The organism is Arthrobacter sp. TMS2-4, assembly GCF_054511075.1.
The window spans coordinates 18,976-33,748 of the sequence record NZ_JBTNDI010000006.1 but is presented as its reverse complement, the minus strand read 5'-3'; the positions used below and the strand labels follow the sequence as shown (position 1 = coordinate 33,748).

18 protein-coding genes are annotated in these 14,773 nt (G+C 67.7%); 8 read left to right on the top strand and 10 right to left on the bottom strand.

From position 1 onward, the window contains the following. The first annotated feature begins 11 nt into the window (after positions 1 to 11). Together ACX80F_RS09545 and ACX80F_RS09540 are read left to right on the top strand one after the other, a co-directional pair. A complete protein-coding gene (locus ACX80F_RS09545; RefSeq protein ID WP_459336149.1) occupies positions 12 to 431 on the top strand; it encodes a hypothetical protein in 420 nt (139 codons plus the stop codon). Further along, complete coding sequence (locus ACX80F_RS09540) at positions 428 to 946, top strand: mycothiol transferase (RefSeq protein WP_459336148.1); 519 nt, start codon at positions 428 to 430, stop codon at positions 944 to 946. The genes ACX80F_RS09545 and ACX80F_RS09540 overlap by 4 nt, the downstream gene beginning before the upstream one ends. Here the strand turns inward: ACX80F_RS09540 and ACX80F_RS09535 are convergent. Together ACX80F_RS09535 and ACX80F_RS09530 are read right to left on the bottom strand one after the other, a co-directional pair. Next, positions 943 to 1,605 carry an alpha-ketoglutarate-dependent dioxygenase AlkB family protein gene (locus ACX80F_RS09535; RefSeq protein WP_459336147.1) on the bottom strand — a complete coding sequence of 221 codons (663 nt, stop codon included), beginning with the start codon at positions 1,603 to 1,605 and terminating at the stop codon, positions 943 to 945. The two genes, ACX80F_RS09540 and ACX80F_RS09535, sit on opposite strands and share 4 nt — an antisense overlap. Positions 1,606 to 1,820: 215 nt before the next feature. Then, positions 1,821 to 2,678: a DUF1684 domain-containing protein gene (locus ACX80F_RS09530; protein WP_459336146.1), complete on the bottom strand. Its 858-nt coding sequence runs from the start codon at positions 2,676 to 2,678 to the stop codon at positions 1,821 to 1,823. A gap of 138 nt (positions 2,679 to 2,816) precedes the next feature. Between ACX80F_RS09530 and ppk2 the strand changes: the two genes are divergently transcribed. Further along, on the top strand, positions 2,817 to 3,779 hold the full coding sequence (ppk2, locus tag ACX80F_RS09525) for a polyphosphate kinase 2 (protein ID WP_459336145.1): 963 nt from the start codon (positions 2,817 to 2,819) through the stop codon (positions 3,777 to 3,779). A gap of 53 nt (positions 3,780 to 3,832) precedes the next feature. On the opposite strand, the gene ACX80F_RS09520 is transcribed toward ppk2, so the two are convergent. The 3 genes from ACX80F_RS09520 to ACX80F_RS09510 form a co-directional block, all read right to left on the bottom strand. Beyond that, the gene (locus ACX80F_RS09520) at positions 3,833 to 4,270 is read right to left on the bottom strand and encodes a DUF4190 domain-containing protein (RefSeq protein ID WP_459336144.1); all 438 of its coding nucleotides are present in this window, start codon (positions 4,268 to 4,270) and stop codon (positions 3,833 to 3,835) included. A gap of 153 nt (positions 4,271 to 4,423) precedes the next feature. Next, a complete protein-coding gene (locus ACX80F_RS09515; protein ID WP_459336143.1) occupies positions 4,424 to 5,065 on the bottom strand; it encodes a TetR/AcrR family transcriptional regulator in 642 nt (213 codons plus the stop codon). Next, the gene (locus ACX80F_RS09510; RefSeq protein WP_459336142.1) at positions 5,049 to 5,843 is read right to left on the bottom strand and encodes a phosphatase PAP2 family protein; all 795 of its coding nucleotides are present in this window, start codon (positions 5,841 to 5,843) and stop codon (positions 5,049 to 5,051) included. The genes ACX80F_RS09515 and ACX80F_RS09510 overlap by 17 nt, the downstream gene beginning before the upstream one ends. Positions 5,844 to 5,952: 109 nt before the next feature. On the opposite strand from ACX80F_RS09510, the gene ACX80F_RS09505 reads away from it, so the two are divergent. Together ACX80F_RS09505 and ACX80F_RS09500 are read left to right on the top strand one after the other, a co-directional pair. Next, a complete protein-coding gene (locus tag ACX80F_RS09505) occupies positions 5,953 to 6,615 on the top strand; it encodes a pyridoxine/pyridoxamine 5'-phosphate oxidase (protein WP_459336141.1) in 663 nt (220 codons plus the stop codon). A gap of 147 nt (positions 6,616 to 6,762) precedes the next feature. Further along, complete coding sequence (locus tag ACX80F_RS09500) at positions 6,763 to 7,395, top strand: GNAT family N-acetyltransferase (protein WP_459336140.1); 633 nt, start codon at positions 6,763 to 6,765, stop codon at positions 7,393 to 7,395. 21 nt (positions 7,396 to 7,416) lie between these two features. On the opposite strand, the gene ACX80F_RS09495 is transcribed toward ACX80F_RS09500, so the two are convergent. Together ACX80F_RS09495 and ACX80F_RS09490 are read right to left on the bottom strand one after the other, a co-directional pair. Beyond that, entirely contained in the window at positions 7,417 to 8,418 is a 1,002-nt protein-coding gene (locus tag ACX80F_RS09495; protein ID WP_459336139.1) for an NADP-dependent oxidoreductase, read from the bottom strand. Between the two features lie 65 nt (positions 8,419 to 8,483). Beyond that, the gene (locus ACX80F_RS09490) at positions 8,484 to 9,221 is read right to left on the bottom strand and encodes a maleylpyruvate isomerase family mycothiol-dependent enzyme (RefSeq protein ID WP_459336138.1); all 738 of its coding nucleotides are present in this window, start codon (positions 9,219 to 9,221) and stop codon (positions 8,484 to 8,486) included. Positions 9,222 to 9,283: 62 nt separating this feature from the next. Here ACX80F_RS09490 and ACX80F_RS09485 point away from each other — a divergent pair, with 62 nt between their 5' ends. After that, entirely contained in the window at positions 9,284 to 9,826 is a 543-nt protein-coding gene (locus ACX80F_RS09485; protein WP_459336312.1) for a thioesterase family protein, read from the top strand. Between the two features lie 18 nt (positions 9,827 to 9,844). On the opposite strand, the gene ACX80F_RS09480 is transcribed toward ACX80F_RS09485, so the two are convergent. The 3 genes from ACX80F_RS09480 to ACX80F_RS09470 all read right to left on the bottom strand — a co-directional run bounded on the left by ACX80F_RS09480 (position 9,845) and on the right by ACX80F_RS09470 (position 12,766). Next, positions 9,845 to 10,825, bottom strand: coding sequence for a DUF368 domain-containing protein (locus ACX80F_RS09480; protein WP_459336137.1), 981 nt, complete (start codon positions 10,823 to 10,825; stop codon positions 9,845 to 9,847). Between the two features lie 521 nt (positions 10,826 to 11,346). Continuing rightward, complete coding sequence (locus ACX80F_RS09475) at positions 11,347 to 11,895, bottom strand: hypothetical protein (RefSeq protein WP_459336136.1); 549 nt, start codon at positions 11,893 to 11,895, stop codon at positions 11,347 to 11,349. A 184-nt stretch (positions 11,896 to 12,079) separates the two neighbouring features. Further along, a complete protein-coding gene (locus ACX80F_RS09470) occupies positions 12,080 to 12,766 on the bottom strand; it encodes a GntR family transcriptional regulator (RefSeq protein WP_459336135.1) in 687 nt (228 codons plus the stop codon). Positions 12,767 to 12,963: 197 nt separating this feature from the next. Between ACX80F_RS09470 and ACX80F_RS09465 the strand changes: the two genes are divergently transcribed. Both ACX80F_RS09465 and ACX80F_RS09460 read left to right on the top strand, forming a co-directional pair. Then, on the top strand, positions 12,964 to 13,728 hold the full coding sequence (locus ACX80F_RS09465) for an RraA family protein (protein WP_459336134.1): 765 nt from the start codon (positions 12,964 to 12,966) through the stop codon (positions 13,726 to 13,728). Positions 13,729 to 13,795: 67 nt separating this feature from the next. Then, positions 13,796 to 14,695 carry an NAD(P)-dependent oxidoreductase gene (locus ACX80F_RS09460; RefSeq protein WP_459336133.1) on the top strand — a complete coding sequence of 300 codons (900 nt, stop codon included), beginning with the start codon at positions 13,796 to 13,798 and terminating at the stop codon, positions 14,693 to 14,695. Positions 14,696 to 14,773 lie beyond the last annotated feature (78 nt).

Genomic DNA, 14,773 nt, shown 5'->3' with positions numbered 1-14,773 from the left:
TGGAGCAGGCCATGGAACATCTTCCTCACATCCTCGAACACCCCACCGCGCGATTGAACGGGGCGGTCTTCCTCCGGCGGAGTCGACGCGCCCTCCTCCCTGGACTCCTGCCCGATGCGGACACCGGAATCCACCAGGACGACGTCCCGGAGGACTTCGGGCAGGTGTCGACCCGCCGGCTGAGGATCGTCTGCAACCGCACCTACCAGCTGCTCGACGAGGACCGCCCCTCCGCCGAGAGCCGTGCGCGCTACCATGCCGTCGTCGAGGAACTCGAGCGGCGGGAAGCTCTCGCGGTGCGGTCGGAGACGGAGGACCTACGGTCGGGGCGCCGCGACACTGCCGTGCTCCTTCCGCTCGTGCCGGGCGGGTTGCGTCGCCGTATCCGCCCCTGCGGGACCGCCCGCGCCGCAGGACGGGATCGCCGGTGACGTCCGTCGAGGTCCTCACCGAAGCCTTCGGCCGGCTGCCCGACCTCGTCCGCGGCGCCGTGCGCGGCCTCGATGCCGACCAGCTATCCGTCCGCCCGGGCGGATCCGCGAACCCGATCGCCTGGCTGATCTGGCACCTCACCCGGGTGGAGGACAACCACCTCGCCGAGGCCTTCGGTCACGAGCAGGTCTGGCTGGCCGACGGGTTCGCCGACCGCTGGGATCTTCCGCTCGATCACGGGGACACAGGGTACGGGCACTCACGGGACCAGGTCGACGCCGTACGCGTGACGTCCGCGCAGCAGCTGCTCGATTACTTCGACGCGGTCCACCGGCTTGCGGGGAGTCTCGTGGCGGACCTCGACGAGCAGGACCTGCACCAGGTGGTCGACGAGCGGTGGGATCCGCCGGTCACCCTGCTGGTCCGGCTCGTGAGCGTGCTCGACGACGCCGTGCAGCACGCCGGCCAGGCCGCGTATGCCCGCGGGATCATCCTTGCCGACCGACAGCGCTAGCCCAGACCCGTCTGCCGCAGGGTGATATTCAGCCGCCCCTCGAAGCCGATACCGGCCGGCGCCGTCCCGGGCAGGACCCGCAGGACACCGTGGTAGGCGAGGCGCGAAGGTCCGCCGAAGACGAACAGATCGCCGGACGCGAGCTGCACGTCCTCCCAGGGGCGCTTCCGGTTCTCCGTGTTCCCGAAGCGGAACACGCACGCTGCACCGAGGCTGAGGGAGACGACCGGCGCGTTCATCCGTTCCTCGCGGTCCTGGTGCATGCCCATCCGGGCCGCCTCGTCGTAGTAGTTCACGAGGGCGGCGTCGGGCTCGTAGGAAGAGCCGGCGTCGTCCCCGCAGGCGGCCGTCACGGCGTCGCGCCCCAGCGTGCGCAGCACCTCCGGGAACGGCGCGACGGCGGCGCCCCCGACGTCGTCGGCCGTGCGGCTGTACCGGTACGGCAGCCAGTGCCAGCCAAGGCTGACGCTCTTCACGGACATCACGCCGCCGTTCGGCATGGTCACCGCGCGCATAGGGACGGGGGCGCTCGCCCAGGTGCGGCAGAGCCCCACCAGCCGACGCTGCTGGTCCGGGTCGAGCCAGTCGGGGATGTGCACCGCGCCGGGCGCGAGCTGCCGCCGCGGCCGCGGGATCAGGGCATCGAACGGATCGGTCATCCCACCATTGTGCTCCGGCGAATCCACGCCCGCGTGGGGACGGGTCGGCGGAGTACGCCTCCCAGGGCCGGCTCCACCGCCTGGTGGGCCTGGTCATCGCGGGCACCGTGCTCGTCGGCGCGGCACTCCTGTGGGTCGCGGTCGCGGCGAGCAGCACGGGCTCGACGCTCGGACCGGGTCACGGACCGGACCCGTCGCGCCGAGACGCGGAGCATCTACCCCGGCACGGACGACCGAGACTGCGCCGGAACACCCGCAGGTTCCTTCTCGCCGGCCTCGATGGCGGCGTCGACGACGTTCGCTGTGACCGGCATGGGGCACGTCCCATAGGGCGTGAAGGCGCTCGGATAGTTGATCGCCCGGTTGAAGTCGAGGACGACCGTCCCGTCCGGTCGGGGCCGGCGTGTCGTCACCTTGCGCCAGGCCGCGGTGGTGATGCCGTTCGTCCTGTCATGGAAGGCGACCGAGAGGGCTCCGGAGTCGTCCTGGGCGGCGGAGAGACGGAACAGGCGCCGGTCGCCGGGAAGCCGGAAAACCACGTCACCCGCGGTCTCCTGCATTCCCGGCACGTCCGGGTGGGCGGTGGCGATCGGCTCGCGCAGCAGCTGTGCATGCGGTTCGAACCGTCCTTCCACCACGAGATCAGGCCGGTAGTCGAAGGTCGGCACGCCGGTGAAGCCGGTGAGCGTGGGTGAGGAGGCATCCCTGGTCCGGATGGCGTAGCGGCCGGCGCGCCGCACGAGTTCGACGGCGACACGGCGTCCGTCCTCCCCGCCGCTTGCCACCCACAGCAATGATTCCTCGTCGTCGAGGGTCGCCGTGATCGTCCCCTCCACGATCCGCCCGCCCGCCGGGTCGGTCAGGTCGGTCAGTCCGTCCGACGCGCTCGCGGTCACCTGAGCGGCTTCGCCCGTCGAACACCAACGACCGGGCACGAGGTCGACCCGCGCGGGCTCCCCGCCGAGCCATTGGAACGACGTCAGGGCCAACCAGCCGTGCTCCTGGGCGAGGGCCGCGTCACGGGCCTCCCTGAAGTGGTGCCAGCGTTCCTCGGGCGTTCGGGCGTGGCCCATGACTTCTCCTTGTTCGGCGGCCGGTTGTCGGCTGTAACCCGCCCCGGGTGCAGGGGATTCCCCGGCACCATGTATCCCCGGCGTTTTCTTTGAGAGGATGAGGCATCCGCGCGGCACGGTCGAACCGGAGGACCAGCGATGAGTTCAGGAAACACAGTCCACGACAGCGCTGAGCTCGACAGGGCCCCCGACGCGACGCCCGGCGGCGAAGCCGCAGCCATTTCCGTCCCCAGCCCCCACACGACGGGCGACGCCCCGATGCTGCTGCCGCACCCGGATCAGCCGACGTGGCGCGAGGACTACCCGTACGAGACGAAGATGACGGAGAAGGAGTACCAGACGGCGAAGAGGGCACTCCAGATCGAACTGCTCAAGATGCAGGGATGGGTCAAGGCGAACGAGGCGAAGGTCGCAGTGGTGTTCGAGGGCCGTGATGCCGCAGGCAAGGGCGGGACCATCAAGCGCTTCATGGAGAACCTCAACCCCCGCGGAGCGAGGATCGTCGCTCTGGACAAGCCCACGGACAGGGAAAAGACGCAGTGGTACTTCCAGCGCTACGTCTCCACCTTGCCCTCGGGCGGCGAGATCGTGCTGTTCGACCGTTCCTGGTACAACCGGGCGGGGGTGGAGCGCGTGATGGGCTTCTGCTCGCCCACGGAGTACCTCGAATTCATGCGGCAGGCGCCTGAATTCGAGCGCATGCTCGTCCGCAGCGATACCTACCTCGTCAAATTCTGGTTCTCGGTGTCGCAGGCGGAACAGCGGCGCCGTTTCGCCAAGCGCCACACGGACCCGGTCCGTCGCTGGAAACTCAGCCCGATGGACCTGCAGTCCCTCGACAAGTGGGACGAGTACACGGCAGCCAAGGAGGCGATGTTCTTCTACACGAACACCGCGGACGCCCCGTGGACGGTCATCAAGAGCAACGACAAGAAGCGTGCCCGGATCGAAGCGATGCGCTACATCCTGTTCGTCCTCGACTACGACGAGAAGGACCACGAGGTCGTCGGGACACCCGACCCGCTGATCGTCGGGACGGGGCCGCACTCGCGCGTGTTCGAGGCCGGCGAACAGTCCACCCACCTGTTCCCCACGCTCTGACGGGGACCGGCCCCTGAACCAGCGACCGGCCTGAGCTGCCGTTCGGCTGCCGGTCAGCCGCTGAGACCGGCCGTGGCTCCGAATCCCACGATGATGATGACGAAGAACAGGATGCCGGCGAGGGTCGCGAGGGCGTAGAGCGCCGTGACGATCCAGCCGAGCACTTTTCCTGCGGTCGCGGACACGCCGAGGCGTTCCGCCTTCCGGGCCTGCCAGATGGCGAGCGGCCCGAGGATGATGCCCGCCACGAAGAACCCCAGAAGACCGAGGATCAGGGAGAGCTGGGCCGCCTTCTCGCCCTCCATGGACTGGTACGAGGACTGGTAGAGGCCTGACGGATAACTGCCGGTGGGCTGGTAGGGGCTGCTGCCGGGCTGGTTCGGGTAGCCGCCGGGACCGCCGTAACTGCTTGCGTTGCTGTAGGCGCCGCCGTCGTACGGATTCCTGTGGCCGGGGGAGGGGGATTCGCTGGGATAGGGATCCTGGGACATCGTGATTCTCCTGATCGGCTCGGCGGGTCCCCGGCGACGCTACCCCGGGAAGACCATCATCCCGCCTCCGGCGCGCGGGCGCACCTCATACGGGCGCGGACATCACGGCGTCCGCGCGCTGCCGTGCCCGAGGGCCGGACCATCGCTGAAACGTCAGTGCTGGACGGCCTCCGCGGCGGGGCGGCGTCGGAGGCCGTCCAGGACGAGGCCGAGGTACCGCCCGAGCCCCGCGTCGCGGTCCGGGGAGGCGGCCGCGCCGGTCCCCGGGGGTAGTGCGCCCAGCATGCGGATGAGCGCCAGCACGTCGTCGCCGGTCAGGTCCGACCGCGCGCCGTCGTGCCTCAGCCGCGCGGCGATCTCCTCCGCGGCCGGTGCGATCCGCTGCCGCAGCATCGCGAGCCCCTCGGACACGAAGCCGTCCTCGTGCAGGAGGTCCCGCAGCCCACGGTCGGCGAGCTGCATGCGGGCGGTCGAGCCGATGAACAGCTGCGCGGCAGCCCAGGCGTCCCCGAGTGCGAGAGCCCGGTGCACCGTTGCGTCGACGTCCGTCACGCGCTGTTCCAGGATGGCCTCGATGAGGGTACGGCGGTCGGGGAACCGGCGGTACACGGTCCCCACGCCCACTCCGGCGTCGCGGGCGATGTCCTCGAAACTGCAGTCCACGCCGTGGGCGGCGAACATGCGCCGGGCTGCGGCGAGGACCACCTCGCGGTTCTGCCGGGCGTCGCGTCGGAGCGGACGCAGGGCGGGCGGGGGTACGGCGTCGGGCCCGGGAGTCTCAGACGGAGGCGTCACGCGTGGCTGTCCGGTGCAGGCGGAACGTCAGGTAGAGCCGGTGTGCTGTGATGACGACGGCGAGCCAGGCGACGCCGAGCGTCCAGGCGACCAGGACGTCCGTGAGCCAGTGGTGGCCGAGGTAGACCCGGCTGAGTCCCATGGTCACGGCGAAGACGACGGCGAGGGCGATGATCAGTGCGCGGGTGCGCTTGCGTTCCTGCCGCAGGACGAGCAGGTACGCCACGACGCCGGCGATCACCATGGCGTTGAGGGCATGCCCGCTGGGGAACGACGGCGAGGACTCGTAGGGCGGAACCGCCAGGTCCATGGGCGGACGCAGGCGCCCGATCGCATCCTTGCCGGCGACCGTCATGAGCAGGGAGCCGAATGCCGCGGCCGGCAGCAGGATCACGGGAGTCCAGGAGCGGCGGTGGACCGCGAGCAGCACCATGATCGCCGCGGCCAGGATGGGCATGCCGATGGGTCCGCCGATGTTCGTGTAGCCGGTGACGAAGGCGTTGAGCCAGCCCTCGCGCCACGACACCGCGAGGTCGAGGGCCGGCTGGTCGAGGGCGGCGACGCCGTCGGCCTCCACGACCGATTCATAGACTTCGGCCGAGGCCGCAGTGAGGGCCGCCGCTACTCCGCCGCCGATCGCGATGAGGAGCAGCAGGGCCGCATGCGGACCGGCCCAGCGGACGAGGGGGCTGACGCACCGGACGAGGAAGCGTCCCACCGGTGTCGTCCACCGGGTGAGGTCTCGTTGTCCTACATGGTTGTCCTGGTGTGCCGGCATCCACCGACTCTATGCCGCGGTCCGGGGAAGGGCATCCCGGAGGGGAACCGGGCGTCGACTTGCGTGCTCGACCCCGGGGGCTTCCGGGCACGGGGGCTAGGCTGGCCGCATGAGCGATCCAGGCATGATCCGCGACATCGTGCGCGGCGTTCCGGTGTTCCCCGACGAGATGCCGCCCTTCGACCCGGCGGCGGCCCCCGAGTCCCCGATCCAGCTGTTCGTCGAGTGGCTGCGGCGGGCCGTGGAGGACGGCGTCGCTGCTCCCCACGCGGTCAACCTCGCGACGGTGGACGACGACGGCCTGCCGGACGCGCGCGTGGTGATCCTCAAGGACCTCACCTCCGACGGATGGCAGGTAGCCTCCAGCAGCGACAGCCCCAAGGGCCGGCAGCTGGCAGGGAATCCCTCCGCTGCGCTGACCTTCTTCTGGCCCGAGGCCGGCCGCCAGGTGCGGATCCGCGGTCCCGTCTCGACCGGTACCACGCAGGAGAACGACGCCGACTTCCAGCGCCGCCACCCTGTGGCCCGCGCCCTGGTGCTGGCGGGGAGCCAGAGCGCGGTGGTGCGCAGCAGGGACGACGTCGACACCGCGGTGGCGGAGCAGGTGCGCCGCATCGAGGCGTCGGACGGCCTCGCATCCCCCACCTGGACGGTCTTCACCGTGGCGCCCGACGCCGTCGAGTTCTGGCAGGCAGACCAGGAGCGGCGCCACACGCGTCTGCTGTACCGCCGCTTCGGTGCGGGCTGGCGCCGGGAGATGCTCTGGCCGTAGGGCCGGCCTCGCCGTCGGGAGGATGCACCAGGGGAGCCGCCCGAATCCGTAATGTGACAGGTACATGATTCCGCATCGGGCGTCGGCACGGTATAGTGAGTCGCGAGCCTAGCAGCGGGCCGTTGAACCACCATCGTGGAGCTGACCATGGAACCTTTCTCTTTCGCCGATTCCCGCACCCGAACTGCGCCGGATGGCGATTCCCAGCAGTTCGGGCTGACCGTCGTCTCCCCGGCCTCCCAAGCCCCTGCATCCCGTACGGACGACGGCAGATTTCCCGATGACCTCTCCACCGTGTCCACCCGGCAGCTGAGGGTTCTCTGCAACCAGACCTATCGGATGCTCGATCGCGACTTCCCGGTGATGGAGGCCGTCCTCCACTACGAGTTGCTGGTGGAGGAGATCGAACGGCGCGAGGTGCAGGCCGAGACGCGCAGCGAACCCGTGAAAGCGCGGGGTGGCTTCCGCGACAACACCCTCTTCTCGCGCTTCGAACTCTTCAGCGACGGCACCATGGTGGGTCACATCAAGTACGAGATGAAGGGTTCGCACGCCGTGCTGATCCAGGCGGTCGTCGATCCGCAGTTCGACCCGGCCGACATCGAGCCCGCCCTGATCCGCCGGGTCCTTCTCAACGCCCATCAGCGACGCATCGCCGTCGTGCCCTACTGCCCGCGGGTGCGGGAGTTCCTCCGCGAGTTCCCCCAGTACCGCGCGCTCCTGCCCGTGGACCAGCGCAAGCGGCTCGAGACCGTCCTGCGCGTCTCCGCCGACGCCTGATCCCGACGTCCTGCTGGGGCGTCAGACGCGGACGAGCATCTTGCCGGTGTTGGCGCCGTTCATCATGTCCAGGAAGGCGCCGGCGGCATTCTGGATACCATCCACGACGGTCTCGTCGAACACGATGCTGCCATCGGCGAGCCAGCCCGTCATCCGCTCTGCGAATTCGGCCTGCAGGTCCTGGTGCCGGCCGACGATGAAGCCCTCCAGTGTGAGGGAGCGCGTGACCAGATTCCCCAGGTTGTCCGGGCCGGGTGTGCGTGCCGTGTCGTTGTACTGCGAGATCGCGCCGCACAGGGCCGCACGGCCTCCCGTGTTGAGGCGATCGATGGCGGCCTCGAGGTGGTCCCCGCCCACGTTGTCGAAGTAGACGTCGATCCCGTCCGGGGTGAGGTCGCGGAGCTGTCGGCGCACGGGGGCGTCCTTGTAGTTGAATGCGTCGTCGTAGGCGTACTTCTCCCTGAGGAGGGCCACCTTCTCCGCGGAGCCGGCCGAGCCGATCACCCGCGAGGCGCCCAGCTTGCGGGCGATCTGGCCTGCGATGGAGCCGACGGCGCCGGCCGCGCCGGAGACGAAGACGACGTCGCCCTCTTTCAGCCGGGCCACCCGCTTGAGTCCCGCATAGGCGGTGAGGCCTGTCATGCCCGCGGCGCCGAGGAAGACGGACAGCGGCAGCGCGGTGTCCGGCAGGGGCGAGAAGTGTGCGGCCTGGCCCTGGGCCACATCGCGCCATCCGAACCCGTGCAGGACGGCGGTGCCGACGGGCAGGGCCTCTGCCGTTGATTCCACCACCCGTCCCACCGCTCCGCCGGTCATGGTCTCGTCCAGTCCGAAGGGTGCGACGTAGGACCTGGAGTCGTTCATCCTCCCGCGCATGTAGGGATCCACCGAGACGTACTCGTTACGGACGCGTACTTCGTCCTCGCCCAGCCCGGGCAGGTCCACCGTCACGGTGGAGAAATCCGCGGGGGTCGGTACGCCGACCGGGCGCCGGACGAGCTGGATCTGGGTGCTGGCGGTCATTGCTGCTCCTCGTAGTCGGTTGCTTCCTGTCCGTGCCAACCGGTGATCCGGAGGAGTTATTCCGTTTAGAGCGCGCGGGCGAGGCGTGCGCGCAACTCGCGGGTGCCGTCGGACGGCGGGAAAGGCAGCGGTGCGCGGCCCCAGAGCCACAGCAGCAGTTCCTCCGGGTCCGCCTGTGCGGCCGGGAGGCCGTTCGCCGTGGCGTCGCGCGTGATCCCGACCTGCTCCTGGTCGAGGCGTACGTCCCAGGAGTGCCCGGCCGCCTCGAGGCGGACCACCGCTCCGGTTGCCGTACGGTCGGCCCTGCTGCGGATGAGCATCACCGTCAGCACTTCGTCGATGCCGTCCACGGTGAGGTCCGGATCCATCCGTGTGGAGTCGCTTCCCGCGGTGTCCTCGAGATCCACGCGGTGGATCGCGGTCTCGTGCGTGAGCCTGCGGATCCAGAAGCCGACGGTCTGGTCCCCGGGGACGAATGTCTCCGCCGGATCCTCGGGGCGGTGCCGGTCGAACTCGTCGGTGAGCATGGTGAAGGAGTGGGCAAGGAGCGCCTGCGGAGGGAGGCTGCCGATGCTCACGGGAGGCCAGCCGTGGCTCGGGCGTTCGCCGGTCCGGATGGTCTCCGCCTTGTGGAGGAAGACGATCGCGGTGTGCCGTGCGAGGTCCTCGCCCGTCCAGCCCGGACAGGCGGGCACGGGCCGGTCCAGTGTGGCGGGGACGAGGGCGGCGAGCCTCCGGTACTCCTGGTCCAGCAACTCCCGGTAGCGGCTGAACGGAAGGGCGTACGGGGAAGCCGGGTCCATTCATCGAGTCTAGGCGGGCGCCTCCGGCCCCGGTCATGTTACCGACGAGTAATATCGTGTCCATGCACCTGATCTTCCGCACGATGCTGCAGCTCTTCCTGTCCGGCAGGCGATCCCGACTCAGTATCTGGGGTGCCGGCAGCGTCAACCTCCGGGTCCTCCTCACGGACATCGACATCGCGATGCACATGAACAACGGGATGTACTTCTCGGTCTTCGACCTCGGCCGGTTCGACCTGATGGTCCGCAGCGGGGTGTGGCGGCAGATGCGCCGTCGGGGGTGGAGCCCGGTGGCCGCGGGGGAGACCATCAGTTTCCGCAAATCGCTCCAGCTCGGCCGGCGCTACGCCGTGGAGACGCGCATCATCGGTCTGGACGAGCGCGCCATCTACTTCGAGCAGCGTGCCGTGGCCGACGGCGACATCCATGCGCGGGCCTTCATCGCGACGCGGCTGGTCTCGTCCTCCGGCCCGGTCAGCAACGAGGAGATCACCGCGGTATTCGGGGCGCCGCCGGCGGATCTGGTGCTGCCCGAGTGGATCCACGAGTGGCGTCTGAACAACGCACTGCCCAGCACGCGCAAGCCTGCGCCCCACGCCTGGTAGGAACGCTCCGCTGATCGGTCATGTCTGGCCTCCTCCGACAGCTGTGATCGGAGCGCGACGTCGGTCCTGCCACCAGAGCAGCATGACTGCCACGGCCCCTGCGGAGAAGGCGATCAGAGGCTGTGTCCACCCTTCAGCGGGGGGCGCCAGGAGTGTGGTGTTGTTCTGCCATGGCCAGAGGGCGCGAAGAGAGCCGAGGATCAAGCCGGTTGCGACCAGAAGGACCACCCGCCGGTGCACGCGCAGGAGGTAGGCCAGAAGCTGCACCACGGAGACGAGTCCGAGGAGCGCGCCAGCAATGAAGAGTGCCAAGTAACCCCCATTCCTGCTGCTGACCGCTTCCAAGGTCGGTTCGTACATGCCGAAGGTGAGCAGGAGGAATGAACCTGAGAGACCGGGAAGGGCCAGAGCGCAGACCGCTGCGGCCCCGCTGAGGGCGATCACCCATCCGGACGGATCCCCGACCACCAGCGTCGGCAGGCTTAGGAGCACGAACACGGCCGCGGCCACCGCGAGCACGACGGCCGGTCCGATAAGCCGAGACACGGTGGTGCGATCGGCCCTTGAAGGTAGTGATTGCCGTGCCATGCTGATGGGCACGAGCAGGCTTGCCGACACCATGCCGAGGAACAGTGCCCTCGAGATGACGGGCTGAGCTTCGACGAAAGTGTGAAGTGGCCCGGATAGGGCGAACAGGGCCAGGAACATGCCGACCGCGAGGGGCAGGATCAGCGACCACTCGACGCCGGCAAAGCGTGATGAAAGAGACGAGAAGCCACGAAGGCCGATGGTCCATGGAGTGCTGCGGACCGCCCCGCCGATGAGCTGTCGGGCCGACAGGATAAGGCGGTCGTAGATACCGAGGACGAGCGCGACCGTACCACCGGAAATACCGGGCACCAGTTCGACCAGACCGATCAGGACTCCATGGACAGTATGGGCGAGACCCGAAGCCAGTCGATTCGTGGGTCTGTGCACGGTGGGGGACGAAGAAGTCACTGTTTCAACACTAGCCACCCAGTCCGGGATGATCCGGCTTTCGGGGCAGCGGTGACTGATCCGTAACGGGACCGATGGCGGACCGTGATCGCGTGCGGGAAGCCCAGAGAGCATCCAGCGCGCTTTGCTATCGTGTCAGCCCGTATCGTCCGACTGTGGAACCGGTACCTCTCAGCCGATTCCTACGCCCGCTGTCTATTCGCCGATAACCATCGTTCTGTCGGGTTAGCAGTTGCCCCGGCGCCACGACCACGCCCACCTACTGGAGAAGCACTGGAGGTTCCTCGGCGCGGATACACAGAAGGACAGATATTTGTGCCTCTGCCGGTCTGCGCCACAACCTGTGCCGCAAACACCTTGGCGCTGATGCTGATGGGCGGAAAGTGATCGTCCGACCGGCTGTTGGACAATCGCCGACCATGGTCCGGCGGGCGCGATTTTGGTCTCGGGCTCAGTCCCCGTTGCAGGTCGAGAAAATGGAGAGCGTGCATCAACTCGGGATTGGCGGGGTCTTGGGGTGGTTAGCAGTGGAGGGCTGCGCGGGCGAAGGCGCGTCCTTGTGAGGTGACGGTGGGTGTTGCCCGTCGGTGGCTGGCGAAGATCCCGAGGTTCCGGAGCGCTTCCCGGGGTTCGCGGAGCAGCTCGTGGACGTCTGCGACCTCCAGTTCTGTGCCCGCTCGGGTCCGCCAACCGAGGGCGCCGAGCCCGAAAGCGACAGCGTCGAGGCAGACGTCCCATTTGGTCCGCTTTCCGGCGGTGATGTCGATGAGCAGCAGGACGGTGGCGTCCCGCTCCGCGTCATGGCGGTGACGGTGGGTCAGGGCGTGGGCGAGGAAGTGCCATAGTCCGACGGGATCCTCGAGCAGCCGCCTGGCGGCAGCGGTCAAGACGAGCCGGCCCTTGATCCTGCGGATCAGTCCTAAGCGTTGCGCGCTCTCGCGCAGCCGGAGGACTGGCAGGGTCTGGTCCTCGCGGTTGGCTTCACCGTGCCAGTGTTCGGCCCAGCCGAGCTCGGTCATGGCCTGATAGACCACCGCGGGCGGGAGCCAGCCCGCAGTGGTGAGGTTCATGCCGTCCGGCCGATCCGGCGGATGAGCCAGGAATAAGGGGCGGTCGTCGCCTCGGCGAGGTCCGCGTCCACCAGCCCAGGCGCGTCCAGGTCTGCAGTGCTCAGGTAGGACCGGAACTCACGGCGCATCCCAGCAGGCAGGCGATCAATCCAACACCGGAACGCGTGTACTCAAGCTAACCTGTTTACTCGACCGTCGGTTGAGGTTCTGTGAACGATCGTTCACCGTGCACTGCCAGTTCTGCAAGTACGGCCTGCGGGTCACCTGCCTCGATGAGTTCGAGCAGAAACCGGTGTCGGCCCACATGGTCCATGAGGTTCTCGTGGTAATGCTCGCGAACGTAGAGGTTCCTAGCCATGCAGAGCAGTAGCTGCTGCTGTACGGAGGCATAGCTGGCTTCCAGCCGTCTGTGCCCTGCCAACGCAACGATCGAGGCGTGGAAGGCGTACCCGCTCTCGACGAGCATGCCCCTATCTTCGCGCCGGGCACAGTCCTCCATCTGCTCAAGGGCTCGTCGGCAGCGCTGCAGCCTGCGCGGATCGGTAACGGGCACTCCCAGTTCGACGGCGAGCTTCTCGAGCGCAGACCGGAGGGTCAGTATCTCGAAGACGTCTTGATCGGTAAGGGTTGCGACGACTGAGCCCTGCCGAGGCCGAGTTTCGATTAGCCCTTCCTGCGACAGGATCCGTAGCGCCTCCCGAAGAGGCGGTCGACTAATTCCGAGCTCTTCAGTCAGTCTCTCCTCAATGAGCCTGTCCCCGGGCCCGAGATCGCCGGAGAGGATCTGTTTGCGGATCGCCTCCGCGGCCAGATCAACGAGGCTGGACGACCTGATGCGACCAGACGCGGAGGTGCTAGTGGATACGACCACGAAAGATCCTCCATGGGGGTAGAGAGCGGAACCACATTTCATCCAGTATGCATCTACCCCTTGTCTTCTGTCGACTGAATGCTGTAGACAATAAACAACTCGATCCAGTGATACAGATCACCCACGGCTGGATGCCGGTCGAGTAGCACCAGGCCGAGTCTCATCACGACTGTTCCCGAAGAAGCGAAAGGTATTCCATGACGCTCACCACCAGCACAGCCCCCGATTACGCTAAGGCTGATCCCGAGGATCTCAACAGTCTGTACAAGCACCTCCGAGTCGCCGATGTGGCGGACGCGCTGGATGGTATCGGCCACTTCGACATCCACCTGATGGATTCCGGGATTCGCCCATTGTGGAACGGCATGAAGTTCTGGGGCCACGCAGCGACGATCCGCGCCGTGCCGTCCAACAAGCCCATGTGGAAGCTCGACTCGACGCAGGACATCGTCGAGGCCCACCGCATCTGGTTCGAGAGAATGGGCCATAAGAAACTCCCCGCGGACCTGCGGCCCGGGCACGTGGTTGTGATGGACTCCGGCGGAGGCAGGGAAGTGGGCTTCTGGGGATCCGAGAACGTCATGGCCGCCGTCGGTGCAGGCGCGGCCGGCGTGATCACGGACGGCTATTGCCGCGACACGGGAGAAGTGACGCTGCAGCGCAATCCCATCTGCGTCAGGGGGCGCGGACGCACCATCATTCCAGGCCGTATCGAGGTCGTCGAAGTGCAGACCACCATCGCCTGCGGCGGTGTGCAGGTGCAGCCCGAGGACATCGTCGGGTGCGACGACGACGGAATCATCGTGGTTCCGGCAGCGGTGGCCCACGAAGTGGCGACCCATGCTCGTGCAGTCCTCCTGGCCGACATGCACGCTCGCACGAAGCTGTATGAGGCGCAGGGCCGTCCGAAGGACAGCTCCGTGGATATCGAGGCGGTCGTGGCCTACTACGAAGGCCTCTAACTCTCCATCCCTGTCAGACAGTGATGCCGGGCACTGCCCGGCATCACTGCGATCCTCCGGAGGAAGTATGGCAACGAAGCCACGCACCACATCGATCGGCCTCGCCGGACTCGGGAACCTGGGCCTGCCGATGGCGCACGCACTGCTGGATGACGGTTGGCCCCTCACCGTCTTCGACCCGGCACCAGAAAAAGCCCGGTCCTGCGTGGACGCAGGCGCGAAGAGTGCTTCGTCCTTCGAGGACCTCGCTTCTGTGGACGTCCTCGTCCTCGTGGTACCGGACGACGCGGCCGTCGAGTCAATCTTGCTGGGGGAGCAGGGGTATTTTGCGAACAGCAGCGACGGAGCGGTGATCGTCCACAGCACCATCCTTCCGGCGTCGGCGCAGTCCCTCGCTGCGACGGCGAAGGAGCACGGCACGCGGTTCGTCGACGCGCCCGTCAGCGGCGGTTCGGCCAGGGCGCGCAAGGGCGATCTGACGGTATTCGTGGGAGCGGAGCATGAGGATTTCGACGCAGTCGAGGATGTGCTGCGTGCAGTTGGTAGCGAAGTTTTACGGGCCGGTGGACCCGGTACTGGCGCAGCCACCAAGCTGGCAAACCAGATGATGATGTTCTCTGCGCTGGCCGGTGCGTATGAAGCGCTGGATGTCGCGGGGAAGTACGGCGTGGATCCGAACATGGTACTCAAGAGCGTGGCTACCTCCACCGGTGCTTCATGGGTAGCCGCCAACTGGGGGTTTTTCGACGAGACGGCGGCCGCTTACTCCGCAAGCGGAACAGCGGTCAAGGACCGGCCCTGGAGCAAGGACCTTTTCGAGTTCGTGACCGCTGCCAGGACAGCGGGAACCTCCGCGCCCTTCGCAGGTCTCCTGAGCCAGCTGCTGCCGGGCTACGTCGAATCCCACGCACAGGAGACAGCAGCCGGCGAGGGTTCAGATCATGACGGGAAGCAGGACAATGACTGACGTCACTAGAGCCCCGCAAGCCGCACTCCTGAGCGGCTCTCCGGGCGACCCAGCGGATGATGAGGGCACGAACGTTCG